The following is a 26,651-nucleotide window of genomic DNA, read 5'->3' as shown; positions in this document are numbered from 1 at the left end:
TATTATGCTCTCTCATTTAGATAAGCTCGAAGCAGAATCTATTTACATAATACGAGAAGTCGCCGCCGTCTGCGAAAAACCGGTGATGCTTTATTCTATCGGTAAAGACAGCTCGGTAATGCTGCATTTGGCATTAAAAGCCTTCTATCCCGAACAACCGCCTTTTCCTTTTTTACACATTGACACAACCTGGAAATTTCATGATATGATCGCCTTCCGTGACAGGATTGCCAAGAAGCATCATCTGACTATGCTCACATACACTAATCAGGACGGTATAAAACGCGGCATCAATCCATTTGATCACGGAGCTGCTTATACCGATATTATGAAAACACAAGCATTAAAGCAGGCTCTGAAAAAATACCAGTTTACCGCTGCATTTGGCGGTGGACGACGTGACGAGGAAAAATCCCGTGCTAAGGAAAGAATCTTTTCTTTTCGTAACGAAGCACAGATCTGGGATCCCAAAAACCAAAGACCGGAAATGTGGAAGCTCTATAATCCGCGCATAAAAAAAGGAGAAAGTATGCGCATTTTTCCCATATCAAACTGGACCGAAAAAGACATATGGCAATATATAAAACGGGAAAACATTGAGATTGTTCCGCTGTATTTTGCCAAAGTCCGTCCCATTATACGACGCGACGGCATGATTATAATGGTTGATGACGATCGCCTGAAACTTCGTCCTGGTGAAAAAATAACTCAGGAAAAAGTACGATTTCGCACCTTGGGGTGTTATCCATTGACCGGCGGATTCGTTTCCGAAGCCGATACACTTGACAAAATAATCACTGAAACATTGCAGGCTGTCACTTCAGAACGTGCCAGCCGCGCTATTGATAAAGATTCCATTGGTAGTATGGAACGGCGTAAGAGAGAAGGATATTTCTAATGAGCGGATTATTAAAATTTATAACATGCGGCAGTGTTGACGATGGAAAATCAACCTTAATAGGCCATATTTTATACGATGCAAAACTATTATATGCCGACCAGGAAAAAACTCTCGAACTCGAAAGCCAAGCCGGCAGCCGCGGCGGCAAACTTGATTATGCATTATTACTTGATGGTCTTCTGGCAGAACACGAGCAAGGCATCACTATTGATGTTGCTTATCGTTATTTTACCACAAATCACCGCAGTTTCATCGTCGCCGACACTCCAGGACACGAGGAATATACCCGTAATATGGCAGTTGGCGCATCTTTTGCCGAGCTTGCAGTCATACTTGTAGATGCCGCAAAAGGAGTGTTGGTTCAAACTCGTCGCCATGCCCGCATCTGCCATCTCATGGGAATAAAATACTTTATCTTTGCCGTAAACAAAATGGACATCATTGATTATGATGAAACCAAATTTAAAAAAATACTTCAACAAATAAATGAACTTGTTACTCAAATAGGTTTAAATAACGTCACTATTATTCCATTATCAGCAACTGAAGGTGACAACGTAACGACAAAATCAACCAATATGCCATGGTATAACGGACAGCCGCTGTTAGGCAAATTAGAAAATATAAAAATTAATGAAACTGTATCTGCTGATTTTTATATGCCAGTGCAGAGAGTATGCCGCCCAGATCAAACTTTTCGCGGATTTCAAGGACAATGTGAAAGCGGTGAACTTCATGATGGCGATCAGGTGACTATTATGCCCAGCGGTGAAACGGCCACTGTCCGCGCTATCTACAACGCCGGCACTCTAACTGATCATACTGTTGCCGGCCAGGCTGTCACCATAGCGCTTTCCCGTGAAGTAGATATATCCCGCGGCTGCATAATCAGCAAAAATTTATCAGCATCGCCCACTAAATTGCTGACTGCCGACATTTTATGGATGGATGATGAACCATTGCAGCTCAACCATGAGTATGTTTTTCAACTTGGCACCAGCACTACAATTGCTGTAATCAAGCAAATAAATTATCAAACAGATGTAAACGACGGTTCCCAGCAATCAGTTTCTTTGCTTAATAAGAACGAATTAGCCAGCTGTGACATCCTTTTGTCAAATAAAACTGTTGCCGCTTTATTTACTGTTTATCCTGCCTTGGGCAGTTTTATTCTTGTCGATCGCCTCAGCAATATGACCGCCGCCTGCGGTATCATCAAAAATTTGCAGACTGCAGATTCGGTAAATTATAATTTTATTTATAATGACATCAAGATATCCGCCGACTTATTTGATGAATATTATTATAATATGCGTGATATGAAAATTGCCCGGACCACAAAAGAACGCGCTGTATTCACTCTTGATGACGAACTGCCGCTGAGGGGAAAGACTTATAATTATCCATCCGCTGTCGATATCATTGCTCTTCCCGAAAGAGCTGCTATACAAGTCCGCCACAACAAAATCAAAACCATCCTGCCTATTGATCGTTACAGCTATGATGAACTATATAATGTACCACTTCTGGACAGCCGCGGTTTTGCCATCAATGTGCACAGCCAGTATGATTTCAACCGCTTTTATAGTGAATATCAGATTAATAAAAAAAGTGCTGATTTCTGGAACAAATGGATAGACTGCACAAAATGGCGCCATATACTTTTTAACGACAATTACTGGATAATATAAATAAGACCGAAAAAATACAGCATAAATGGACAGCGTATCCATTTGACGCGCTATCTATTTATGCTGTACTATTTTATATTCATTTTTTTAATATATTTTTATTGACATGGAGTTAACTCCAAGTGATAGAATTAATTTGTAGTGGATCTATTGACATTTTATTTCAGAAGCTGCCAAAAACAGACCCGCCCCTCCGGCAGCTTGCAAACGTTGAAACACGGCAGGTCAATACAAATTGGAGGAAATAAACATGACTACAAAAAAACTTGGTTTCGGCTTTATGCGTCTGCCGCTGAAGAACCAAAACGACCCGACAAGCTTCGATATGAGTCAGATTGAAAAAATGGTCGATTTATTTTTGAAGAAGGGCTTTACCTACTTCGATACAGCCTGGATGTATCATGCCTTTCAAAGTGAAACAGCCGTGCGTGAAGCGCTTGTAAAACGCCACAGCCGCAACAGCTTCACGTTAGCGACAAAGCTACCGACGATGATGCTCAAGACCCCTGATGATCAGGAGCGCATTTTCAATGATCAATTAAATAAATGCGGAGTTGAGTATTTTGATTATTACCTTTTGCACAACCTGGGAATTGAAAATTACAAAATAGCTCAGAAATTTGACAGCTTCAAATTTATTACCGAAAAGAAAAAGGCCGGCAAGGTTAAAAATATCGGCTTTTCCTTCCACGACAGAGCGGTTTTGCTAGATGAGATATTAACAGCACACCCGGAAATGGATTTTGTTCAACTGCAGATAAATTATCTGGATTGGGAAAATGAAAGCATTCAGTCACGAAAATGCTATGAAACGGCCAGAAAACACAACAAACCGATTGTCGTCATGGAACCCGTGAAGGGTGGCATGCTGGCAAATATACCGGAAAAAGCGGCAGAGCTGTTCCGGCGGCACCGGCCGGAACTGTCGGCGTCTTCCTGGGCAATCCGCTATGCAGCAAGCCTACAAGGTGTCATGATGGTGCTTTCCGGCATGTCAAGTCTGGAACAGCTGAAAGACAATGTTGGTTATATGCAGGACTTTCAACCAATGTCAGCTGAAGAATATCAGGTAATAAACAAAGCTGTCAATATCATCAACGAATCCATTACCATTCCCTGCACAGCCTGCCAATATTGTGTGAAGGGCTGCCCGAAAAATATAGCCATCCCCAATTATTTTGCACTGTACAACACCAAGAAACAGCATTCCATGATGCCAAACAAGCCTGCACTCAGCATCGAATCTGTATATTACAATAATTATGCCAAAACCTTCGGCAAGGCCTCCGACTGCATTGACTGCCGGCAATGCGAAAAAATGTGCCCGCAGCATATCGAAATTACCGGCTGGCTCAAAGAAGTGGCCGCTGTTTTCGAATCGGCAGACCCGGCCTGACGTTTTACCGACTCCGGCAAAACACCGCTATCCACCATTCCAATCTGAAATAAGATTCTCAATAAAAAAACTTCACGGTATGCCGTGAAGTTTTTTATATGCGGCGGTTCTGTCACGTAATATCTTCGGTAAATCCACCATGGTGCTCGAGTATCATATGCGCCGTTTCTTCAATAGCACGATTGGAAACATTTATTACCTTGCATTGCAACTGATGCATGATGGTCTTTGAATATTCTATTTCTTCAGAAATGCAGTCCAGTTTGGCATAGCTGGCATCCGGCATCAAGCCAATCGCCTTGAGCCTTTCCGTGCGGATCTCATTGAGTTTTGCCGGATCGACAATAAGTCCTACTATTTTCTCCGCTGGTATATGAAACAACTCTTCCGGCGGAGCAATGCCCGGTACAAGCGGCACGTTGGCCACCTTAAGGCCTTTATGCGCCAAATACATACTTAAAGGTGTTTTCGAAGTACGCGACACTCCTATAAGTACTAAATCTGCTTTTAACAAACCAAAGGCACTTTTGCCATCATCATATTTCACAGCAAATTCAATAGCTTCAATACGCCGATAATAATCCCGATTTAATAAATGTGTCAATCCTGGTTTATTTTTCGGCTGCATTCCGGAAAGCTTTTGTACTGCCTGGAGCATCGGTCCTAAAATGTCTACTGTAATTACATTATACTGCTCAGCTAATTTACTGATTGTCTGCCTTAATTCCGGAGAGATAAGAGTGTGGCAGATAAACGCGCAGCGTTTTGCCGCTTCTTTAAGTGTATTATCAATCTGCTCCGGTGAATCGACATAGGGCACGCGAACAACTTCAAAATTTCCCGAGTCGAACTGACTGGCAGCAGCCCTGACAACAGCTTCCGCCGTTTCTCCCAAGGACTCGGCAACAATATAAATAACCGGTAATCCCGCTATGATGAGTACCCCCTTTTACCTTCAGACAAATCTACTATCAAACGTGCTAAATTTGTTTTTGTAAGACGACCGACTATTTCATAGGAACGTTCAATGCCGGCCGAAACTTTTACAACCGGCAAGGCATCAATTTCATTATCAATAATTTTGCGGGCAGCCATCACAACTGACTCACCCGGTTCAGTGACAATCAGCTTGGTTAACGGCGTCATAACCATCTGAACCGGTATTTTAGCCAAATCATCTCCTGGTCCCAGGGAAGCCTTCAATAAATCTTTTCGCGATACCACACCAATGAGCCTGCCTTGTCCTTCGACAATAAAAACGCTGCCGACATCTTCCACAAACATCGTTACCACCGCATCATATGCCATAGCGTTTTTTGTCAATACGACCGGTACAGACTGTATGTCACGCACAAGCATAGAATTTAACTCTTCCGTAAAAAGTGATAGCAAATTTTTGCCGGTATAAAAATATCCCACTTTAGAGCGTGAATCGAGTAATCCGCTCATGACCAAAACAGCCAAATCGGCTCTTAGTGCAGCTCGCGTAACATGCAGGTGTTCTGCCAGTTGTTCCCCTGTAATCGGGCCTTCTTCCTTAGCTATATCAACAATTGCCTTTTGCCTTTCTGTCAGTGAAATATCTATTCCCCCCCAAAGTCATTTATTATATTATAAACTTTATATCATCATATTTCATTTTATTTAATAAAATTCATTAAAATATTCAAAACTGTTTTATAATAATCATTCATTACCATATATAATTTTCTTTTTCCACTCGCTTTTTCCCCAGAGCTGCATCCAGCATGATGCGCTGCTCAATCTGCGCTGCATTCTTTTTAGTGACTTTTAGCATATCAGGATTTACTGAAATGGAATCTATACCACTTTGAATTAAAAATTCCGTAAAATCAAGATAAACACTCGGTGCCTGTCCACATATCGAAACTGTTTTACCATCTTTATGTGCCGTTTCAATTAAATGCCGGACGGCACGCTTAACCGCCAGATTTCTTTCATCAAATATATGGGAAATAGCATCATTATCGCGGTCACACCCCAATATGAGCATAGTTAAGTCGTTAGAGCCGATGGAATAACCATCAACAAATTGATTAAACTGATCTGCAAGAATAATATTAGCCGGAATCTCTGCCATCAGCCACACCTTAAAATCTGCCTGCCGCTGCAAACCCTCTGCCGCCATAATTTCCGTTACTTTACGAATCTCATCAATTGAGCGACAAAATGGAATCATTACATTTAAATTATTCAGCCGATATTCTTCACGTACTTTCTTTACAGCTTTTATCTCTAATTTAAAGGCTTCCGTATACTTAATATCATAATAGCGTGACGCACCGCGCCATCCCAGCAGTGCGCTCGGTTCACTGGGTTCATATTTGTCACCGCCCTTTAAATTCCTATATTCACTTGATTTAAAGTCACTAAAGCGCAGTGTTACAGGTCTTGGAAACATTGCCCGACAAACTTCACCTATTCCCGCAGCCAGTTTATCAACAGCCTCCTGCGCTCTATTATCACCCAGCATATACAACGGATGTTCATGAATATATGTCGTCCAGATAAACTCTTCCCGCATCAAACCGACCCCATCGCAAGACAACCGACTATATTTTTCTGCCAAATCAGGATCACCTAAATTAATGTATATTTTTGTACCGGTAACAGGTATTATTTCCTGTGGCAGCTGAACTTGTTTTCCTTCAGTATCAGACGATTTATCTTTAACTTCAGCGGGCGTGCCGGCATAAACGACTCCGTGCACAGCATCCACCGTCAGCATCATACCATTTTCCACAGTTGTTGTCCCTGCATCACCACAGCTTTTCGTACCAACTATACACGGTATCCCCAATTCCCTGCTGACTATTGAAGCATGGCAGGTCATTCCGCCCGCATCTGTTACTATTCCCTTTGCTTTTTTCATTACCGGTACCCAATCGGGTGCTGTCATTTCAGTTACCAATATTTCGCCCGGTTTAAAAAGATTTATTTCATTTGGATGATTTATAACTCTTGCCCGCCCTGAAACAATCCCGGGGCTTGCCGGCATTCCTTTCACCAAAATCTTACATTCATCGGTTAAATGACTGACATCAATTACCTTCTTTCCTTTTTTCCGCGACCAGACCGTTTCCGGACGGGCCTGTAATATCCATATTTTATCTGTTTGTTCATCAATTGCCCATTCAATGTCCATATAACAACCATAATGTTTTTCGATTGCCATGGCATAACCAGCTAATTTTTGTATCTGTTCTTCTGTCAAAACAGACTTTTTCACCAATTCTTCGGGAACTTTTCTTTCCTCACAGCCGCCTGCCAATAAACGGACATATTTTACCTTTTTTTCATTGATAATTCTACGATCAACATGTCCTGTTTCTTTATTTATCAAATAACTATCCGGCGTGACCACTCCTTGAACAACATATTCTCCCAATCCCCATGATCCCTCAATCATCATATGCGTATCATCACCGTTAGTAACATCAATAGTAAACATCACACCGGCCGCCTTAGAAAAAACCATTAGTTGTACAACAGCACTTAATGCCACATCCATATGGTTAAATCCCTGTTTATTACGATAATAAATAGCTCTATCAGTATATGTAGAGGCATAGCATTCCTTGACTTTAGCAATTACGTCTTCCACACCGGTAACATTCAAATAAGTATCTTGCTGTCCGGCAAAACTGGCATCCGGTAAATCTTCTGCCGTAGCACTGGAACGTATAGCCACAAAAGGAGCCGTCTGTCCAATTTTTTTTGCCAGTATTTGATATGACTGTTTAATAGCCTGTATTAAATCGTCCGGCATAGTGGCATTCATGATCTCATGACGAATTATCGCACCGATTTTTTGCAGCTGCAGATTATCATCGATATCTGTAATTCGGGCTAATAACGCAGTTATTTTTTCTGCCGTACCGCTTTCCTTCATAAAATATCTATAAGCATATGCTGTAACTGCAAAACCATAAGGGACAGGCACTGACGTCTTTCCTGTCAATTCTCCCAGAGAAGCTGTTTTCCCTCCGACAATTTCTACATCCTGCCTGCCAATCGTTTCAAACCAGAGTACCAACTGTTTTTCCTTATTCATACTAGCCCTCCATTTAGTGTATGCTGATATTTGAAAATTTATTTATAGTATATACTAATATTGGCATTAAGGAAACATTTTTTTTTATAATTAATCATTTATCGCAATCATTACCACTGTTATTTGCCGTCAAACCATACGTTATATAACTATTTATAAGAATTTATTATAAAATAGCATTATAGTATAAAATAGCAATACTTATAATGCTAATGAATTTCATCAATAATTTTAAAATAAATCTAAAAAAATAAAACTGATATGTACATATTAAAATAAAATAATTCTAAAACTAATTGGATTGCTTCATCCTCTGACAGGAATAAATATCTTCAATAGAACAACTTAACAACTTTGATAGAGCAAATATCTTTTCCACGCGCGGTATTGATATACCTAATTCCCATTTACCAACAGTTGTTCTATCAACACCGATCATTTCCGCTATCTGTTTTTGTGTTAAACCAAGTTTCAATCGTTTTTCTTCAATGATATTCATGTTCCCGCTCCTTCGTTATATAGATAATATGTTCCCACAGGTATAATTATATGAGAATATGTTCTCTTTGTCAATATTGTCAGAGAATTTGTTCTCATATACACGTGAAAATATGTCTCTTATAATTAATCTAGAGGTGAATCACATGCTAGGAAGCAGATTAAAAGAACTCCGCATAAAACAAAGAATCAGCCAGCAAAAACTTGCTGATTTGATTGGTGTCAACAGAACTACCATAGGGAAATATGAACTAAAAAATGTGCGTCCTTCTTACGAAGTGTTGGAAAGAATCTGTCGTATTCTCAATACCACCCCTGAATATCTGAGTGGATCTGCCAGCAGTTATCCCTTGCATAAGGAAAATCCCCCAGAACTTATTAATTTTATCCGAGAAGCCGATTATACTTTGTATGGTTCCCCAATTTCACAAAAAGACAAACGTCACCTGTCAAAAATTATTGAAATTTTGTATTATGACAACGATAATAGAGAAAAAGGAGAGTAAGCAAACAAAATACTGACAATAACACCGGAGCGTTCTATCACTTGCACCTTACTTCGTCATGTTCTATAATTTATCTGGTAACATATGGCAGCAGTCCTCCACTCCGGAACGAATCACTTTTAGAGTACTATATAATTACTGAATTTTATAAATCTACATGTACTATAATCAGTACTAAACTATTATGAGGAAACATCCAGCCAATGATAAAAAAAATGAAAAACGGTTATACTACAGGCTCATGTGCCGCTGCAGGAACCAAGGCCGTGCTTTTCTATCTATTAAACAAGTCAATTGTTTCAGAAGTTGAAATTGATGCACTAAGTGGTGAAAAACTGCATATACCAATAAAGCAGATATATATTTTACCGGAAAAAGTAACTGCTGAGGTAATAAAAGATGCCGGTGATGATCCGGATATAACACATGGTATCTCCATTTTCACCCAGGTAGCTATCAATAAAAATGGCACTATAAACTTTTTTGCAGGAAAAGGCATAGGCAAAGTCACAAAAGAGGGAATGTCTGTTCCTGTTGGTCAGCCTTCTATAAACCCGGGGCCACGAAAAATGATGACAAATGTCGCCCGGCAATTATTATCCCCCGGGCAAGGCTGCGATATTACGATATCTGCACCAGCCGGTGAAAAATTGGCACAGCGCACACTAAATCCAATTCTGGGCATTGAGGGAGGTATATCAATAATTGGCACCAGTGGCATAGTTCGTCCCATGTCTGAGGAAGCTTTTAAAAATTCACTTACTCCGCAAATCGATGTGGCTTTTGCTGCCGGTCATTCCAGTCAGATCTTCGTTCCTGGAAAAATAGGTGAAAATATCGCCGTTACTTTAGGATTACCTCAACAAGCCATCGTTCAAACCAGTAATTTTATCGGATATATGTTGGAATATGCTGCTGAAAAAAAACTAGAAAACGTTTTATTGCTTGGTCATCTTGGTAAACTGGTTAAAGTGGCAGCAGGTAATTTCCATACCCATAGTAAAGTCTCTGATGCCCGCCTGGAGACCCTTGCCGCTTATTCCGCTTTATTGGGTATGGAGCAGTCTGGAATAAAAAGGATTTTCGCCTGTGCAACCACAGAGGCAGCTATGAGTGTCATTAATGATTACAAATTAGGTGAAGAACTTTACCCTTTATTGTGTCAGCGGGCCAGTGAGCGTTCCATGCGGCATGTATACAACGACTTAACCGTAGGTACTATCATGGCTACACTAAAAGGAACTATTTTAGGAATGGACGAAAATGCAAAAAGAATAGGCAGGAAATTACATTGGAACATAAAATAATTATCGTTGGTATAGGACCTGGTTCAAAAGAGTACATTCTACCGATTGCCTTAAAAAAAATAAGCACCGCAAAAATACTCGTCGGAGGTAAAAGGGCTCTGTCCGATTATGCGGCTCCGAATCAATTGACAGCCCCCATAACAGCCGACATTCAGGCTGCCATTACCTTTATTCGTGAAAAATCGGCAACAGAAGAAGTTGTTGTAATGGTATCTGGTGATCCCGGTTACTACTCATTACTACCTGCCCTGCGTGCTGAATTTCCGGCAGAAAAACTCGAAGTCATCCCAGGCATCAGTTCAATGCAGCTGGCTTTTTCTCGTATTGCCCGTCCATGGCAGGATGCTGACCTAATGAGCCTGCATGGCCGACTGCCGGACTACGCTTCATTATCATATGAAGCCGGACGAACTATCGGTATGCTGACTGATGATGAACATAATTCACAGCGTATCGCAATGCTGCTGCTTGATGCCGGATGGCCGCAAAACACTCCAGTGTATATAGGTGACCGTCTTTCATATCCCGATGAAAAAATTGTCAAAACGACGCTCATTATTGCCACTGCAGCACCGGCTGTAAATAATTGTATAATGGTGGTGTTAGGATGACACATACCCCCGGTATAAACGATAATTTATTCATCCGCAGTAATGTTCCTATGACCAAAGAAGAAGTCCGTATAATTTCTTTATGCAAAGCCCAGATAACTCCGGAATGCATCGTACTTGATGTAGGCGCCGGTACCGGTTCATTTTCCATTGAAGCGGCATTGATGGCCAATAAGGGACATGTATACGCTGTAGAAAAAAATCCTGCCGCATTGGACCTAATAAAACAAAACACAGCAAAGTTCAATGTAAGTGATCGCGTATCAGTAATTTCCGGAACTGCACCAGATGCACTAAACAATATTGACAGTTATGATGTTGTCTTCATCGGTGGCAGCGGCGGCAATCTCATCGAAATTCTTGATGTAATCAGTGCCCATATTAATCCTGGCGGCAGAATAATTGCCAATGCCATAACTTTACAAAATGCCGGCACTGTCATAGAATACATGAAACAAAATGATATGTATGATTATGAAGCCGTTCTTATCCAAGCCAGCCGTCTAAAACAGACCGGCAACTATGACATGATGCTTGGACTCAATCCTGTCTATATCATAACTTGCAAAGTAAAATAAAAAATGAGGTTATCGCATAAACAGCATCAACCTCATAAAGATGCAACTCACCACCCTCTTCTAAGGGCAATCAAAAAAGTGGCATATTGCGTATTTATGAATGAAAATGATTACGTGCGGCAACCTCTTAACTATTACTATCAAATTTTATATTTATATTGGCTTTTAACGTTTATACAAAACTTAAAAAACTCTCCATTTTTTATTACAGTCGGGCAATTTATACTTCAAACAAGCATTAAAAATGATTTTATATCATCTTTTTTCTGATGCATTGCTTTTTTTTAATAAAAACATTTCTTTATTAAAATCATTATATTTATCCATCGATAATAACACCACATTTTTACCATTGGCACGCTGTACTACAAAAATTTCATCATTATCAACTGCCCTTTCAGCAAAAAGTGTAAACTCCCGTAATAAGTCTGATGATGCTATAACTTCCATAAAATTCTCCTGTTCAACAAGAACTGTCACCCAAGCGCGGATGTACAACCGGTTTAAGACTCAGTTTGCGTACAATATCCAAAGCTTTACCTACACTCACATCTAAGCGCTCACCATTTTTCTCAAAGATACACAGGGGCGTTTCCATACCTATTTCAGATGCCGGTATATAAATATATTCCGCATTGATATTATCCCCATAAATAGTACCATTATATAGTGCTGCTTCCGTCATTGTCAGCATAAATTATTCCTTTCAAAACATATGCCGTCGCCATAAAAATACCACGCAGCAACCGGTCATAAAAATAGCAATTAACGATATATAAATAACACCAAACGGATCATCACTAAACGGCAGCGCAACATTCATTCCAAAAAAGCTGGATATAACTGTCGGTATTGCCAGAATAATTGTCATAGCCGCTAAAAATTTCATTACCAGGTTAAGATTATTTGACATTATTGAAGAAAAGGTATCAGCCATGCGCGATAAAATGGTACTATACATATCACCCATTTCCCTTGCCTGTTTATTTTCAATAATTACATCTTCCAGTAAATCTTCATCTTCCTCATAAACTTTTATTATCTCCTGAAAACTATGATTAAGCCTCACCCGCATCAGTTTATCCAGTACTGCAGCATTTGACCTCAGCGATGCATTAAAGTATGTAAGGCCCTTTTGCAATTCCAACAGTCGTAATATTTCACGATTTCGCAATGAATCACGTAATTTCAATTCAATCTCATCAGATAATTTATCGATTTGCCTAAGGTACCGCAAATAATATGTAGCCGATTTATATAAAATCTGTAGTAAAAACCGTGTCTTCTTAAAAGTCCGAAAAGTACTGCTCTTTTGCTGACTAAACTCAGAGATGACCGGCGTTTCTTCCAAGCAGACAGTTATAATATATTCAGATGTTATAACAATGGCCAGTGGCAGTGTATCATACATTTCCGGACCGCGCATAACAGGCAGATTAGTAAGAACCATGACAGAATTATCCTCTATGTCAATATGAGAACGTTCTTCATCATCAAGTGCCGACCGGAGAAAATCCGGTTCTACTGCCGTTAAATTACTTACTACCTTTAACTCATACGGCGTAGGGTCAACAATATTGATCCATGCGCCCTTTTCCAAAGTTTTTAAACTCAGTTCTCTTAATGGTCCTGAATCCAGGGATTTATATATTTTTAACATAACTTATGGCGAATTCTCCCTTCCAACAGAAGCTATATCCGCCATAATCTATCAAAATCAGCAGAAAAATATCGTGCAGACTTCCGTCGTTTTATATTTTATTGTACAAAACCGTTGTCGCGGATGGTCTGCATCCATGTTCCCGCCTCTTTCTTCTCTAGAAAATTAATATCCATAATACCTGCTTGTCAATCAGGCAGCGTATTACAGATATAAACAAATACTGAATATTAATAAACAATCCATTAAAATATTACTCCATGACAGACCATAAGTCAATAATTTAATATTTAATATTCCATAATATTTGACAATAATCCTATTACTTGATATAATATTTAGCGTCACGTTGGAGAGGTGTCCGAGTGGTTTAAGGAGCTGGTCTTGAAAACCAGTGATACGGCAACGTACCGTGGGTTCGAATCCCACCCTCTCCGCCATATAAGTAAAAGAGCCTTAGCTTATCGAAAGATAGGCTATTTTTGTTGTCCAGTGATTTTTGACATTATTTATAAAGCAGGCTTGAATATTTCATTTTAATAATACATAAAAATCAGACAATGGTTTATAGAATATGATTTTATACTGATTGTAAATATAAATTTTACTTAAAGCGGTAGATATTATGTTTAAAAAAACTATTATTATTTTAAGCTGTTTATTATTATTATCAGATGTAATTTGTTTTGCAAAAGGAAGCCAAACAAAATATTTTGCAGAAAAAACATCACAAATAATTTATATTTTTACAACACCCAGAAATTATAATACTGAAAGAGAATTATTAAACGAATACCATTTGTCTTATGGTTCAAAAGGTAAAAATCATAATGATTCCTGGAATATATCTTATGATAGTGATGACAAATATTTTTATTATTCCCTGGAATTACTAAATGATTATAATAATCTTTCCTTCACTCAAAGCATTAACTATACAGGGACTCATTCATATGGATTCACTTTCGGTATTGCTTACAACTTCTAAAAAACTCAACCGCGCCTGATTATATGTACATATAACAGCTTTGCTATTCCTCCAGAATTAATATCAGAACAACCATTAATTCTGGAGGATTTATTATATCCGGATATATTATTCGACTGACTTTTATAAACTGTATCAATATTAACATTACACTAATATTTACGTAATATTCTATATTATAATTAACAATAATACCATATCGGCCATCCTCCCAATTATGTCAAGATAAGAATATAATTTATGCACAAATATATTGATTACGGGGGGAAAAGTGTGAAAAAATCAGAAATCATTTTTTCTGTTTTGACAGCAATAACAATTATGAATGGTACCGTATCAGCTAATGCATCTGGTGATGCCAATAATGAAATCAATACAGATATGCAATTCGGCGGTAAAACTGAAATTGTTACAGAGCAACAAAAAAGCAAAGGCACTAAGGATAATTTTTACAAGCTAAATGAAAAAATTTATTTTTCACAGAATTATGACTCTAATTCACAAATTTATTTTATGCTGCAAATGACGAAACAACTGGATAATACGCAAAACACGACTAAAGAAACATTTGTTTCGCATGATGCCTGGCTTAGAGAAAACCTTGGCAATGGTTTTTCTGTGAGAGCAGGTTCACTTATGTATAAAATGGGTGAAGAATTATGGATGGACAGCGATGATATGACAGCAGCTGATATTGAATACAATAAAAATAATACACATGCGAATATCATTATCGGTAAAAGTGATCCTTCTACATCAAATTCGCTTACTGGTATCAATCAAACATATCCCATAAGCGGTGGCAAGGTAAAAATTAAGGCCGGCAGCATAGGTACAGATCCTGAACCAATAAGGATATATCATTTTGAAAAAATTTTTGGTTACGATAAATTGGGGCTTTATGCCGGACGACAGGGGAAAAATGATTATTATGGTACTTATGGGACATATTACTTTACACCAAAGATCAGCCTTGATTCAGAGATATCTAAAAATACAACAGCAGATGCTTGGGCAGAAAAGATAGGACTTCGTTTTGGCAGACCGGCCAAGACCGAACGCCCTGGTGATATGGTTTATGAATTAAATTACTTACGCATGGATGGTGGTGTATACCCAGATAACAACTATACTTATTATGATAAATTATATACCACTGATAGCACTGGTAATTATGACGGATTTGCTGGACTGGATTGCAAAATATCTTATATGCTGGGTGACCGTACTAAACTTGAATTGGAATATGGCAAAGGTCATCCTACCATAGGATCGGTTAAACATGAAACTATTGGTGAAACAATATTGAAACTGTCTACAAGCTTTTGAGCAAATAATACAAAATAGTGAGGAGTGTATTTATGAAAAGAATCACATTTTTTTTTATGTTGAGTGCTTTTTTAGTTATAATGCAGGGAACTGTCCTTGCCGGTAGTTACAAAAATGATCCAGCTGGTTTCAGGGATATGAGATGGGGTCAGGATTTTTCTACGGTAGCAGATCAAATGAAATCGTTGGCGGTAAAAGACTCTGATACCAGTGACATAGAAAAATTTACAAAAAATCAAGATAATTTGACAATTGATGATGCCGGACTAAAAAAAATAGTTTATTGTTTTTGGCAGGGAAAATTCATTGGTGTAAGACTGGAAACAGATAACTACCATGACTATTTAGCATTAAGAGCGGCGGTCAATGATAAATTTGGGCTTGGTTATCAGCAGGCTCCGTTTATAGAACATTATACATGGGAAGGAACAAACTCTAACCTAATGTTGGAATGGACTAATAAGGGGCAAGGTGTATTTGCTATGGAATCCGTTGAACTTAATAAGCAATACAAACAATCACGCAAAACAAATTATGCAAAAACAAAAACTACTGCAGCCACAGGAGCAAGAGGAAGTTTTTAATCAATATTTTGTAAAATAAATAATATGGTGACAAAAGATTGCGCAAAATCATATATGCTGTAATAAGTATTTTTATTATAATGTTATTTTTAGCGGGCAAAAATATTTGGACCGAAAATTTAATTATCAGACTGGATGCCGACAACGGCAAGCAGGAAATGCCAAAAAATTTCCGAAAATTTTCTGATTTAAAAATGTCAGGAAGTGCACAATTCTCTCGTAATGAGCTGCAATTATTGAGCACAGAATTGGCAACAAATAAAAATATAACAATTATAGATTTACGGCAAGAATCACACGGATTTATTGATGGAGAAGCAGTAAGCTGGTATGGAAAGCGGAATTGGGCCAATTCCGATAAAAACCTGCCGGCTGTTTTAGCAGATGAAAAAAAACGATTAGATGATTTACAGAAAAAAGGCAAAGTTTCTATTGCCAAGACCATTATAAAGGGTCCAGACGGAGAAATATGCGAGAGTAATTTAGCGGCATATCCTGTTAAACAAAGCGAAACAGAGGAGCAAATATCCAATAAAATGGGCTTTGCCTATATCAGAATACCAGTTACTGACCATTGTGCTCCAAACGACGAAACCGTGGATAAATTTATTAATTTTGTTCATGATTTACAAGCTGATCAATGGCTGCATTTCCATTGTGAAGCTGGTAAAGGCAGGACAACTACTTTTATGGCTATGTACGATATAATGAAAAACGCTAAAATCGATTCACTTTCTGCAATTCTAAAAAGGCAGGCAGATGCCGGTGGTGAAGATTTAAATGCAACAAAACATGGCTGGCAAAGTATATATTTAAATGAACGTAAAAATTTTATAAAAAATTTTTATGAATATTGCAGAATAAATAACGACAATTATGCAACAACATGGAGCACATGGCATAATTCAAAAATGTAATAATAATTTAATATAATATTTACCTAAAAAAGTGGATATAATTATAGAGTTGTGCAAAAATATTGTATAAACCATCCATATGACAGGAGAGGTAAAGTTGAATGTATTATTGGCAGAAGATGATTTGCGATTAGGTGAAATGCTGAAAAATCTATTGAGCCAAGATTGTACTAATGTTGACTGGGTGACCGATGGCACCTCTGTTTATAAGCAGACGGCCAAGACAAACTATGACGTTTTGATATTGGATTGGATCATGCCAGGAGAAAATGGACTGGATATTTGCCGTAATCTTAGAAAAAGAGGCCATCGGTTAGGAATATTAATTTTAACGGCTAAGGACAGCATAGATGATCGTCTGTCTGGTTTTGATGCAGGAACAGATGATTATTTGATTAAACCATTTCAATATCGAGAGTTATGGGCCAGAGTACGCGCTGTTTACCGCCGCAGCATGGAAGAACTGCCTACTAATGATGAAACTACTATACATGTGGCTGATTTATCACTTAACCTTTCAACCCGCAGTATATATTATGACGACAAAGAGATATATTTAACTAAACGTGAGTTTCAGATAGTTCATATATTAGCATTAAATTACGGCAAGATATTATCACGAGGAGAAATAATAGATGCTGTATGGGGAAAAGACAGCGAGATTGCTCCTGTCAATTTGGATGTTATAATAGGTCATCTGCGCAAAAAAATAAAACTAAAAACGCCATTGATTTTTAATATACGAGGATTCGGATATAAAATGGGGCAGATAAATGTTTAAACGGACACGTCTGCGATTGGCAGTATATTATACGGCAATTTTTACAATGTTTTTAGTTTTGTTTATTATGATTTTTGCCAGTTGTATGGGATATTTGACCTATTGGGACCGGAAATCAGAAATTAAACTTTTAGCAAAAGAGATCGCAAGTGAACAGTATCAACCATTACTACAATATTATCAATATGGTAAAGGACAGGAAAAGAATCCACATATTGAAGAAAACAGAGATATAAGCGGACTAGTTTTTTACACAGTGGTTGACCATGCAGGAAACATTATAAAATCAGATAATCCAATTCCAGTTTTACAAGAAATTTTTCGTAATGAAATAACAGACTGGGTGCATCATCAGAAAAATAATTATCGGCTTAAATTTTTCAATTTATCTAACGGGAAAAAAGCCGTACTGATGTTTACATCAAAAGCCATAATGGCCGGAAATGGTGAATTGCTGGGCAGAGTCTACATAGCACGGGATATAACAGCTGATTATAGCGTTCTGTTAAACGCAATCAAAATTTTAAGCATAACGGCAATCATATTTATAACTATTTCGGCAGGAATATCTTATTGGCTGGCTGGATCAGTAATGCAACCGGTATTTAAAGCTTTTGAACGGGAGAAAAAATTTTTGGCCGATGTTTCTCATGAATTAAGAACCCCACTCAGCATATTACTTACATCACTTGATATGCTGGAAGCTGACAAAAAAAACAGACTTACAGCATACGGTTTGCAAATTATTCGGGATATGCAGGATGAAATTAAAAAATTAACGCGCATAATCAGTGATTTGCTGATGCTGGCACGTACTGACTGCGGTGAAATAAGACTGACTTTTGAGGAATTTTCAATACAAAATGTCGCAGAACAGGTCATAAGAGCTTTGCAAATGACAGCAGACAGAAAAAATGTTCAATTGACATTGAATACAGAAAAAATAGAAGGGATTTGCGGTGATAGAGAAAAAATTAGGCAATTATTATTCATTTTAATTGATAATGCTATAAAATATAATAAAAATAAAGGTACGGTCAATGTAGATATCACCACTTTTAACGATTCGGTACAAAAAATGAAAATTATTGTGGCAGATACAGGTATTGGCATCAGCCAAAATGATCAGGAACAAATATTCAAACGTTTTTTCAGGTCATCCGATAGTAAAATGCAGGCAGCAGGTAATGGGCTGGGACTTGCTATTGCCAAATGGATTACAGATGTCCATGAGGGCGTTATAAAGGTGCATAGCGAACTTGGTAAAGGCAGTAACTTCCAAGTTACTATCCCCTGCAATCTACCAAACAAAACTTATTTTTTACAGCCAAATAAATTAGACTAATTTAATCATGCTGAGAGAAATAATTCAACCAACGTGAAAAGTTGTCTATGATGACTTACTTCCCCCCCTTCTTAATGTGGATGTAAGAAGCAGTATATTGCATATTTATGAATCAAAATACACACAGCAATCTATTGAATTTTACATTGGTTCTTAACATTTACACAAAACCTGAAGAACTTTCTCATATGTATTTTTTATATAATATGCGTACTGAATTCAAAACGCAAAGCATTGCCACGCCAGTATCGGCAAATACGGCACTCCACAAAGAAGCATATCCCAAAATACCACAAAGCATTACTAACAGTTTAATTCCTAGTGCAAATATCACATTCTGAACTGCAATATTGCGCACTGATCTGGCTAAAATTATTGATTGGGGAATTGCTGTTACTTTTGCAGTCATAAACACTATATCAGCAGCTTCTATTGCCGCATCCGCCCCTGATCCCATAGCAGCTCCCACATCTGCATTGGCCAAGACCGGTGCGTCATTAATACCATCGCCAACAAATAATACTTTCCCATTTTCATAACGTATTTTTTGTAAAGCTGCTAGCTTATCTTCTGGTAAAAGCTTGCTGTATATCTTTTTTATTCCAACTTTTGCGGCAACAGATAATGCACCTTCCTCAGCATCACCTGTAAGCATAACCGCAGTTACTGATAACTGCTGCAGTTTTTTTAGTGCCGTCCCTGCATCATCCTTCAACTTATCTCCCATAATAATACAGCCGGCATATACACCTGATACTGCCAAATAAACTATTGTTTCTTCCACTGCATTTTCAACATCAATTCCTTTTTCCCTCATCAACGCCAGATTACCGGCAACTATTTCTTCCTTTTCTACCTCAGCCACAACTCCTTTTCCTGCTATTTCCCGCACTGTAGAAGCTCGCTTTTCTGCTAAATGAAGCTGTTGTGCCGCTTTCACAATACAACCTGCAAGCGGATGCACCGATGCATATTCTGCCGCTGCAGCCAGTCGCAGTACCTCATCTGATGAAAATCCATTATATGTTTGTATCTGCTGCACAGCAAACACACCTTGCGTAATTGTTCCTGTTTTATCCAGTGCCGCTGTTTTTACTTGCGATAAAGCCTCTATTGCTGCCCCGTCTTTAAATAGAATACCTTGCCGTGACGCCGCCCCTATACCAGAAAAAAATGCAAGCGGAACACTCAGTACCAACGCACATGGACAGCTTATTACTAAAAACGTCAAGGCAATATATACATATGTATGCCATTGTCCGGTTATCAAAGAAGGAATTACTGCCAGCATGACAGCCGCTCCCACGACAAACGGTGTATATATCTGGGCAAAACGTGATATAAAACGCTGAATTCGCGGTTTATTAGCGGATGCGCTCTGCACTGATTCCAGTATTCTCGAAACCATTGAGTCCTCAAGTATCTTCTCAACCCGTATCTTTATTACTCCCGATTTATTTATACAGCCTGACAAAACATCCTTGCCGCTATAAACATCCCATGGTTTTATTTCACCGGTCAACGGTGAAGTATCGATCTGGCTGCTGCCTTCGACAATGCGTCCGTCAAGTGGTATTCGATCACCGGGTCTCACCAATATAATATCTCCAAGTTTAACCTGCTCAGCCGGCACTGATCTTGCAGTGTCATTTTCATCCAGCAGCAGAACTGTTTCGGGACGCATATCAACAGCTGCTATTATCTGTTTGCGACTGTTGCTGGCCGCTTTTTCTTCAAAAAATTCCCCAATCCGAAAAAATAACATCACACCGACAGCTTCAGGATATTCACCAATGGCAAAAGCTCCAAGTGTAGCAATACTCATTAAAAAATTTTCATCAAAAATGTGTCCCTTTAAAATATTTGTTACAGCAGCTAACAATATTTCCCGCCCCAGTATAAGGTATGCCATAATTAATAAAATCAATTGATATAATGAGCTATACGAAACCATCCACTGCGCTGTAACAAATACTATCGTCCCCAGCATAATTTCATAAAAATCACGATTTTTATACCATTTCTTTTCATATACGAACCTACTGTCATGATGACAGCATGAACATCCTGCCGCTCCGTTTTCAGAATATATGAAGCAGTTTTTTTTCACTTTTTTCTCTGCTGACATATTGATCGCCCCGTTATATATTATTATATGAATACTTGTTCATATGAAATATTATAGCATCCATTTTGTTAGTCTACAACTAAATATTATATAAATTTGCAAAAAACAGCAATATACGGAATTATACCAGCTGTTGTCATACGCACATGTATCAATTCCTATATTGCTGTTTCAAATTTTAAAACGCATTTAACTATTTATCAGCATCAGTCACCGCTTTTACGTCAGCAGTTTCCTTAAAAGACAGTAATCCGTTTTGATAATCAGTTATATCTTGCTTACTCATTTCCCCTGACTGGAAAAACACAATAACATAATTTGTTTTTTTGCCTGGAATGTATGTTTCTATACGCTGACTGGTTTGCTGTTTTATATCAGTCTTATCGTTTTTATTAGAGTCCACATATACATCTGGTGCTCCCACAGCATACAATACTTTATGTCCATGCAATGAAATAAATTCGACTATCTGATAGCCTCTATTTTCCTTCAACCTATCTTTATATTTTTGCGAATCCTCAGCTGTCATTTTATCAAAATCAGGAACTTGATTGGTATCAAAAGCATTTGTGGCAATTATCCATCCCTTTAAAATATTATAACCCTCATTTTTAAATACTAGCACTTCGCCTTTTTGTTCAGGATCTACCAAAGGAATAACACCCAATGGTTTTTCAGGACATTCTATGCTATAGCCATATTCCTTACTTACGTAGGTATAAGCCAGTGCCTGTGCAGGTAAAGCCATTCCCGAAACTATTGAAACAAGGAAAATACCGGCAACTATTTTCATCATATTTATTATCTTCATTATTGTTCCCTCCTATCACATTTCTTTATTATAGCTTATTTACGCGAAAAAATATAGGGACGCCACAGCATCCCTATATTTTTGTATTACGGCTTACATGTATTCATCCGGATTTTTCTTTTTATGACTTTCATGTTTTTTCGTAAAGAAGGCAGCTACCTTCTCAACTACTACAAACATTACCGGTATGAGAAATATACCAAAGGTCGTGGCAATAAACATCCCACCGACAACAGCAATCCCCATGTTATTACGGGCAGCTGCCCCGGCACCGCTTGCCACTGCCAGTGGCAGACAACCGATGATGAACGCCAATGATGTCATCAATATTGGCCGCAGTCGAAGCTGCGCGGCCTCCATGGCTGCCTTTATCACCGGCATGCCTCTGTCAACCCTGACTTTGGCAAATTCAATAATCAATATTGCATTTTTTGCTGACAGTCCAATCAGCATTATAATGCCTATCTGCATGTAGATACTATTTTGCTGATTCAACAGCATCCCTGACAGCAATGCCCCGAATATTCCTGACGGAACAGACAAAAGCACCGCATATGGAACGCTCCAGCTTTCATATAAAGCTGCCAAGCACAAAAATACAAATACAAGTGCCAGTATCATGACCTGAACCGTACTGCTGCCTGCTTTTTGTTCTTCACGGCTTTGCCCGGACCATTCTGTTTCAAATCCAGACGGAGCGATTTGTTTCGTTACTTCTTGAATAGCTGTCATTGCCTGTCCTGAACTGTAGCCAGGTTTTGAATTTCCTTGTATGGTTATACTCTTAGCCGCATTGAAACGTGTTACTGTAGTAGGTGCTGATTCCAATTTGGGTTTAAGCAGTGTATTAAGCGGAATAAGCTGTCCTGAGGAACTTTTTACGAAAATAAACCGTGTTGAATCCACTTCACCACGAAAACTCGTATCAGCCTGGAGCATAACTTTATAGGTCTTGCCAAATTTATTAAAGTCATTGACCGGATACCCACCAAAGTTAATTTGCAATGCATTAAACACATCATCAAGACTTACTCCTAATTTTTTAACTTTTTCACGGTCAATATCAAATTGATAATTTGGCGTATTTATCTGGAAAGTCGTATAAACACTCTGCAGTTCAGGCCGCTGATTAGCTGCCGCTGTTATTTTCTGGGCAATTTCATTCAATTCTTCATCAGTATGCCCGCTCATATCTTCCAGCTGCATATTAAACCCGCCGAATGCGCCCAGACCAGGCAAGGCCGGTGGATTCAACGCAATAATAGAGGCCTGCGGAAATCCCATTCCCAGTTTAAAAGCATTCCCTATTTCTGCATTAATCTGCGTCTGAGGTGTTTTTCTTTCATCCCAAGGTTTAAGTCCGACAAATACAACGCCACCGCTCGATTTTGTTGAACTTGTCAATATATCAAACCCGGTTACATCCATTACGTCTGCCACTCCAGGAATTTTTTGCAACTGATCCGCATAATCATCAACCGTTTTCTGTGTCTGATTAAGCGATGTACCTTCCGGTAAATTTATCGAGGCTATAAAGAACCCCTGATCTTCATCAGGTACAAAGGTTGATGGCAGCGTCTTGAACAGCCAGCCCATAAGCCCAATAATAATAACTAAAAATATCAGACAAAATTTGGCCTTACCAATAAACAACCCAACCTTTTTCACGTAGCCACGGGTAACTTTTTCAAACCAATTATTGAATGCATTGAAAAACCTTGTCAGTCTGCTTGGTTTAGCATTATCATCATGTGGTTTTAAAAGCATGCCGCATAAAGCCGGTGTCAGGGAAAGTGCTATGAAAGCCGACAAGCCCATCGAAAATGCTATAGTCAATGCAAACTGGCGATATAATATCCCCGTCATCCCACTTAAAAAAGCTACCGGGACAAATACCGATGCCAGTGTAAATGCTATTGCTACTACCGGGCCGGATACTTCATCCATTGCCCGCTGGGTTGCCTCTTTTGCTCCCAGTTTATCTTCACTGATATGCCGCTCGACGTTTTCTATAACGACTATAGCATCATCGACAACCAGACCAATGGCCAGCACCATAGCAAACAATGTCAGCGTATTTATCGAAAAATCCATCACAACAAATGTGGCAAATGTACCAATCAGCGATACCGGAACGGCCAGCATTGGAATCAATGTTGCCCGCCAGCTCTGCAGAAATAAATACATAATTGCCATAACTAAAATCAATGCTTCCGCAAACGTTTTTGCCACTTCAACGATTGACTCATGAATGTAATTAGTATTGTCGACTACTGTTTTATATTCCATGCCCGGTGGAAAATCAATTGCCGATTCCGCCAAAATTTTCTTTACTTCAGCGACTGTCGTCATTGCATTAGCATCGTTGGTAAGCTGAACAGCCATACCGACACCATTGGTCCCATCAAATTTACTGGTAACACTATTATCCTTCGGCCCTGTTTCTATACGAGCCACGTCACTTAGTTTTACCAATGAACCATCTTTATTGGTCCGTATTATCACATTTTTAAAGTCATTGACATCACTAAGCCGACCTTTGACCTTACCGGTGTATTGAGTTTCCTGATTCTGCGGTGACGGTGCACCACCGATATTACCTGCCGGAGCCTGTTGATTTTGTTCTTTAATAGCCGTTACGACATCAGATACTGTCATGCCCAGTTCAGCTAATTTTGCCGGATTTACCCAAACCCGCATTGAGTAGTCAGGACCCCATACAGTTAAATCCCCAACGCCATGCACACGTTTGATTTTATCTATTAAATAAGCATCAGCATATGTTTTCAAAAAAGTCCTGTCATATTTTCCATCCGGTGAGTACAATGCAAATATCATTGCCATATCGGTAGACGCTTTTGTCGTCGTGACACCGTTTGTCTGCACATCACTTGGTAAGCTGGCATTGGCTGCGGCAACCTTATTTTGCACTTTTACTGAATCTATATCGCCATCAGTGCCTAATTTAAAAATTACCTGCAGGCTATATGCACCAGTGTCGCTTGACGTCGATGACATATAGTCCATGCCATCAACACCATTGACCTGTTCTTCAATTATCTGGGCCACCGTTTCATTAATGATACTGGCACTCGCCCCATTATACGTAGCACTGACACGTATCGTCGGTGGTGATATCTGCGGATACTGCGCCACCGGCAGACTAAACATCGAAATAAGGCCCACCAGCACTATTATAAGCGATACAACGATGGCAAAAATCGGCCTGTTAATAAAGAATCTTGCCAAATTACATCACTCCTCACTGATTCTGTCCGGAACCGGAAGAATCGCTGTCTGCATTGTTGTCTGTTCCGGCATCAGCACTGGTATTATCACCTGATGTCAAGGACAGTCCTAATTGATCAGCAGTCACCGTGGTGACATTAAGCGGCACGCCTTCACGCAATTTCGTAAGACCTTCAACGACAACATTATCCCCTGGGTTTATACCATCCTGAATAATATAATAACTACCTACCTTAGGTCCCAATGTAACTACTCTTGACACAGACTTACCGTCGTCCCCGACAATCATTACAAACGATTTATTCAAAAGCTGCTGTACTGCACGCTGCGGAACAAGTATAGCATCTTTTACTGTTTCACCGGTCAATTTCACCCGGGCAAACATCCCTGGCATTAACAATGTATCTGGATTATTGAATAAAGCTTTAACAGTTAACGTACCTGTTGAGGTTCCAGTGCCCATTGAACGGTCTATCTGAGCAATCTTGCCGGTAATAGGATAATCGCTGCCATCACTCAAAGTGAGGCTCACTTCTTTACCGATAAAATTACCATTGAAAATTTTGTTAAACTTCAAATATTCATTTTCACTTATGCTAAACTGCACATAAACGGGATTTACCGTTCCTAAAGTAACCAGAGTAGTATTTCCTGCTGTTGCATATACTCCGGTCGCCACGTCATTAACATCGAGACGTCCATCAATCGGTGCTCGCACTATGGTGTCATCATAGTCTTTTTGTGCTTTATTAACCTGCGCCATATTGGCTTCAACCACTGCCTGATATGCAGCTACTGTCTGCTGCTGATTGGTATATGTCTGGTCTGAAATAGCATCACTGTTTATCAGCTGTGTATACCTCGATAAATCCTGCTGAGCATTACTTAGCTGTGCCTGTGACTGTGCCAGCGTGGCTTTTGCCTGATTCAAGGCACTTATATAATTTCCCCCATCGATGCGATATAATGCCTGCCCGGCAGAAACTTGTTCACCGCCGTGGATATATTTGTCCACAACCGAACCGGAAACACGTGATTGAACTGCTACTTCATTAGTTCCCTTCACCTCACCAGCATATTCAAAAATCAATGGCGTATCCTGTTGGATGGCAGCCATCGCCTTCACCTGTGCGCCTGCAGCTGGTTTTTGTTGTTTAGCGCCACAACCAAAAAATATTAAAGTAGTCGTTGATACAAGTGTAAAAATGCAAATGATTTTAAACCAGCCTTTTGATAACAATTTCTTTACCTCCACATATGGCAGCTTTACTCACCATATTAAAATTTTGAACAAAA

At 39.0% G+C, this 26,651-nt stretch carries 24 protein-coding genes and 1 tRNA gene; 14 read left to right on the top strand and 11 right to left on the bottom strand.

The window, feature by feature from the left end; translation table 11 throughout:
- The first annotated feature begins 4 nt into the window (after positions 1-4).
- The 3 genes from cysD to I6751_RS05700 all read left to right on the top strand — a co-directional run bounded on the left by cysD (position 5) and on the right by I6751_RS05700 (position 3,988).
- A complete protein-coding gene (gene cysD / locus I6751_RS05710) occupies positions 5-898 on the top strand; it encodes a sulfate adenylyltransferase subunit CysD (RefSeq protein ID WP_231038009.1) in 894 nt (297 codons plus the stop codon).
- Entirely contained in the window at positions 898-2,592 is a 1,695-nt protein-coding gene (locus I6751_RS05705) for a sulfate adenylyltransferase subunit 1 (protein ID WP_196592400.1), read from the top strand. Before cysD ends, I6751_RS05705 begins: the two co-directional genes overlap by 1 nt.
- A 250-nt stretch (positions 2,593-2,842) precedes the next feature.
- On the top strand, positions 2,843-3,988 hold the full coding sequence (locus tag I6751_RS05700) for an aldo/keto reductase (RefSeq protein WP_196592401.1): 1,146 nt from the start codon (positions 2,843-2,845) through the stop codon (positions 3,986-3,988).
- A 112-nt stretch (positions 3,989-4,100) separates the two neighbouring features.
- Here I6751_RS05700 and I6751_RS05695 read toward each other — a convergent pair whose 3' ends face one another.
- The 4 genes from I6751_RS05695 to I6751_RS05680 form a co-directional block, all read right to left on the bottom strand.
- Positions 4,101-4,922, bottom strand: coding sequence for a pyruvate, water dikinase regulatory protein (locus I6751_RS05695; protein ID WP_196592476.1), 822 nt, complete (start codon positions 4,920-4,922; stop codon positions 4,101-4,103).
- On the bottom strand, positions 4,919-5,542 hold the full coding sequence (locus I6751_RS05690; protein ID WP_330998717.1) for a helix-turn-helix transcriptional regulator: 624 nt from the start codon (positions 5,540-5,542) through the stop codon (positions 4,919-4,921). Before I6751_RS05690 ends, I6751_RS05695 begins: the two co-directional genes overlap by 4 nt.
- A gap of 139 nt (positions 5,543-5,681) precedes the next feature.
- Complete coding sequence (ppsA, locus tag I6751_RS05685) at positions 5,682-8,063, bottom strand: phosphoenolpyruvate synthase (RefSeq protein WP_196592402.1); 2,382 nt, start codon at positions 8,061-8,063, stop codon at positions 5,682-5,684.
- Positions 8,064-8,355: 292 nt separating this feature from the next.
- Positions 8,356-8,562, bottom strand: coding sequence for a helix-turn-helix transcriptional regulator (locus tag I6751_RS05680; RefSeq protein ID WP_196592403.1), 207 nt, complete (start codon positions 8,560-8,562; stop codon positions 8,356-8,358).
- 145 nt (positions 8,563-8,707) lie between these two features.
- Here I6751_RS05680 and I6751_RS05675 point away from each other — a divergent pair, with 145 nt between their 5' ends.
- The 4 genes from I6751_RS05675 (at position 8,708) to cbiT (ending at position 11,563) form a co-directional block, all read left to right on the top strand.
- A complete protein-coding gene (locus I6751_RS05675) occupies positions 8,708-9,067 on the top strand; it encodes a helix-turn-helix domain-containing protein (RefSeq protein WP_196592404.1) in 360 nt (119 codons plus the stop codon).
- Positions 9,068-9,270: 203 nt separating this feature from the next.
- Positions 9,271-10,374 (top strand): cobalt-precorrin-5B (C(1))-methyltransferase CbiD, encoded by a 1,104-nt coding sequence (gene cbiD, locus I6751_RS05670; RefSeq protein WP_196592405.1) that lies wholly within the window; start codon positions 9,271-9,273, stop codon positions 10,372-10,374.
- On the top strand, positions 10,359-10,985 hold the full coding sequence (gene cbiE / locus I6751_RS05665) for a precorrin-6y C5,15-methyltransferase (decarboxylating) subunit CbiE (protein WP_182187006.1): 627 nt from the start codon (positions 10,359-10,361) through the stop codon (positions 10,983-10,985). The genes cbiD and cbiE overlap by 16 nt, the downstream gene beginning before the upstream one ends.
- Positions 10,982-11,563, top strand: a complete 582-nt coding sequence (cbiT, locus tag I6751_RS05660) for a precorrin-6Y C5,15-methyltransferase (decarboxylating) subunit CbiT (protein WP_196592406.1) — start codon at positions 10,982-10,984, stop codon at positions 11,561-11,563. The genes cbiE and cbiT overlap by 4 nt, the downstream gene beginning before the upstream one ends.
- Before the next feature lie 255 nt (positions 11,564-11,818).
- Here the strand turns inward: cbiT and I6751_RS05655 are convergent, their stop codons facing one another.
- Genes I6751_RS05655 through I6751_RS05645 form a run of 3 tightly spaced genes read right to left on the bottom strand, consistent with a single transcriptional unit; the run spans position 11,819 to position 13,223 of the window.
- On the bottom strand, positions 11,819-12,013 hold the full coding sequence (locus I6751_RS05655; RefSeq protein ID WP_182187010.1) for a type II toxin-antitoxin system Phd/YefM family antitoxin: 195 nt from the start codon (positions 12,011-12,013) through the stop codon (positions 11,819-11,821).
- A gap of 13 nt (positions 12,014-12,026) precedes the next feature.
- Entirely contained in the window at positions 12,027-12,257 is a 231-nt protein-coding gene (locus I6751_RS05650) for a hypothetical protein (RefSeq protein ID WP_196592407.1), read from the bottom strand.
- 12 nt (positions 12,258-12,269) lie between these two features.
- On the bottom strand, positions 12,270-13,223 hold the full coding sequence (locus I6751_RS05645) for a magnesium transporter CorA family protein (protein WP_182187014.1): 954 nt from the start codon (positions 13,221-13,223) through the stop codon (positions 12,270-12,272).
- Positions 13,224-13,574: 351 nt separating this feature from the next.
- Here I6751_RS05645 and I6751_RS05640 point away from each other — a divergent pair.
- From I6751_RS05640 to I6751_RS05610, 7 genes are all read left to right on the top strand, one after another.
- Positions 13,575-13,663, top strand: a tRNA-Ser gene (locus I6751_RS05640).
- A 185-nt stretch (positions 13,664-13,848) separates the two neighbouring features.
- The gene (locus I6751_RS05635; RefSeq protein WP_196592459.1) at positions 13,849-14,211 is read left to right on the top strand and encodes a hypothetical protein; all 363 of its coding nucleotides are present in this window, start codon (positions 13,849-13,851) and stop codon (positions 14,209-14,211) included.
- 273 nt (positions 14,212-14,484) lie between these two features.
- The gene (locus I6751_RS05630) at positions 14,485-15,540 is read left to right on the top strand and encodes a hypothetical protein (protein WP_196592460.1); all 1,056 of its coding nucleotides are present in this window, start codon (positions 14,485-14,487) and stop codon (positions 15,538-15,540) included.
- A 32-nt stretch (positions 15,541-15,572) separates the two neighbouring features.
- Positions 15,573-16,124 carry a hypothetical protein gene (locus tag I6751_RS05625; protein ID WP_196592461.1) on the top strand — a complete coding sequence of 184 codons (552 nt, stop codon included), beginning with the start codon at positions 15,573-15,575 and terminating at the stop codon, positions 16,122-16,124.
- A 38-nt stretch (positions 16,125-16,162) separates the two neighbouring features.
- Positions 16,163-17,041 carry a phosphatase domain-containing putative toxin gene (locus I6751_RS05620; RefSeq protein ID WP_196599017.1) on the top strand — a complete coding sequence of 293 codons (879 nt, stop codon included), beginning with the start codon at positions 16,163-16,165 and terminating at the stop codon, positions 17,039-17,041.
- A 97-nt stretch (positions 17,042-17,138) separates the two neighbouring features.
- Complete coding sequence (locus I6751_RS05615; protein ID WP_196592463.1) at positions 17,139-17,822, top strand: response regulator transcription factor; 684 nt, start codon at positions 17,139-17,141, stop codon at positions 17,820-17,822.
- The gene (locus I6751_RS05610; RefSeq protein WP_196592464.1) at positions 17,815-19,167 is read left to right on the top strand and encodes a sensor histidine kinase; all 1,353 of its coding nucleotides are present in this window, start codon (positions 17,815-17,817) and stop codon (positions 19,165-19,167) included. Before I6751_RS05615 ends, I6751_RS05610 begins: the two co-directional genes overlap by 8 nt.
- A 184-nt stretch (positions 19,168-19,351) precedes the next feature.
- Here the strand turns inward: I6751_RS05610 and I6751_RS05605 are convergent, their stop codons facing one another.
- The 4 genes from I6751_RS05605 to I6751_RS05590 form a co-directional block, all read right to left on the bottom strand.
- Positions 19,352-21,295, bottom strand: a complete 1,944-nt coding sequence (locus I6751_RS05605) for a heavy metal translocating P-type ATPase (protein WP_196592465.1) — start codon at positions 21,293-21,295, stop codon at positions 19,352-19,354.
- Positions 21,296-21,488: 193 nt separating this feature from the next.
- On the bottom strand, positions 21,489-22,106 hold the full coding sequence (locus I6751_RS05600) for a hypothetical protein (RefSeq protein ID WP_196592466.1): 618 nt from the start codon (positions 22,104-22,106) through the stop codon (positions 21,489-21,491).
- A gap of 93 nt (positions 22,107-22,199) precedes the next feature.
- Complete coding sequence (locus tag I6751_RS05595) at positions 22,200-25,355, bottom strand: efflux RND transporter permease subunit (RefSeq protein WP_196599016.1); 3,156 nt, start codon at positions 25,353-25,355, stop codon at positions 22,200-22,202.
- A gap of 13 nt (positions 25,356-25,368) precedes the next feature.
- Positions 25,369-26,595, bottom strand: a complete 1,227-nt coding sequence (locus tag I6751_RS05590; RefSeq protein ID WP_231038011.1) for an efflux RND transporter periplasmic adaptor subunit — start codon at positions 26,593-26,595, stop codon at positions 25,369-25,371.
- Positions 26,596-26,651 lie beyond the last annotated feature (56 nt).

This window comes from Pectinatus frisingensis (assembly GCF_015732285.1).
GTDB classification, from domain to species: Bacteria; Bacillota; Negativicutes; order Selenomonadales; family Selenomonadaceae; genus Pectinatus; species Pectinatus frisingensis.
This window is presented reverse-complemented; position numbering and strand designations above follow the sequence as displayed.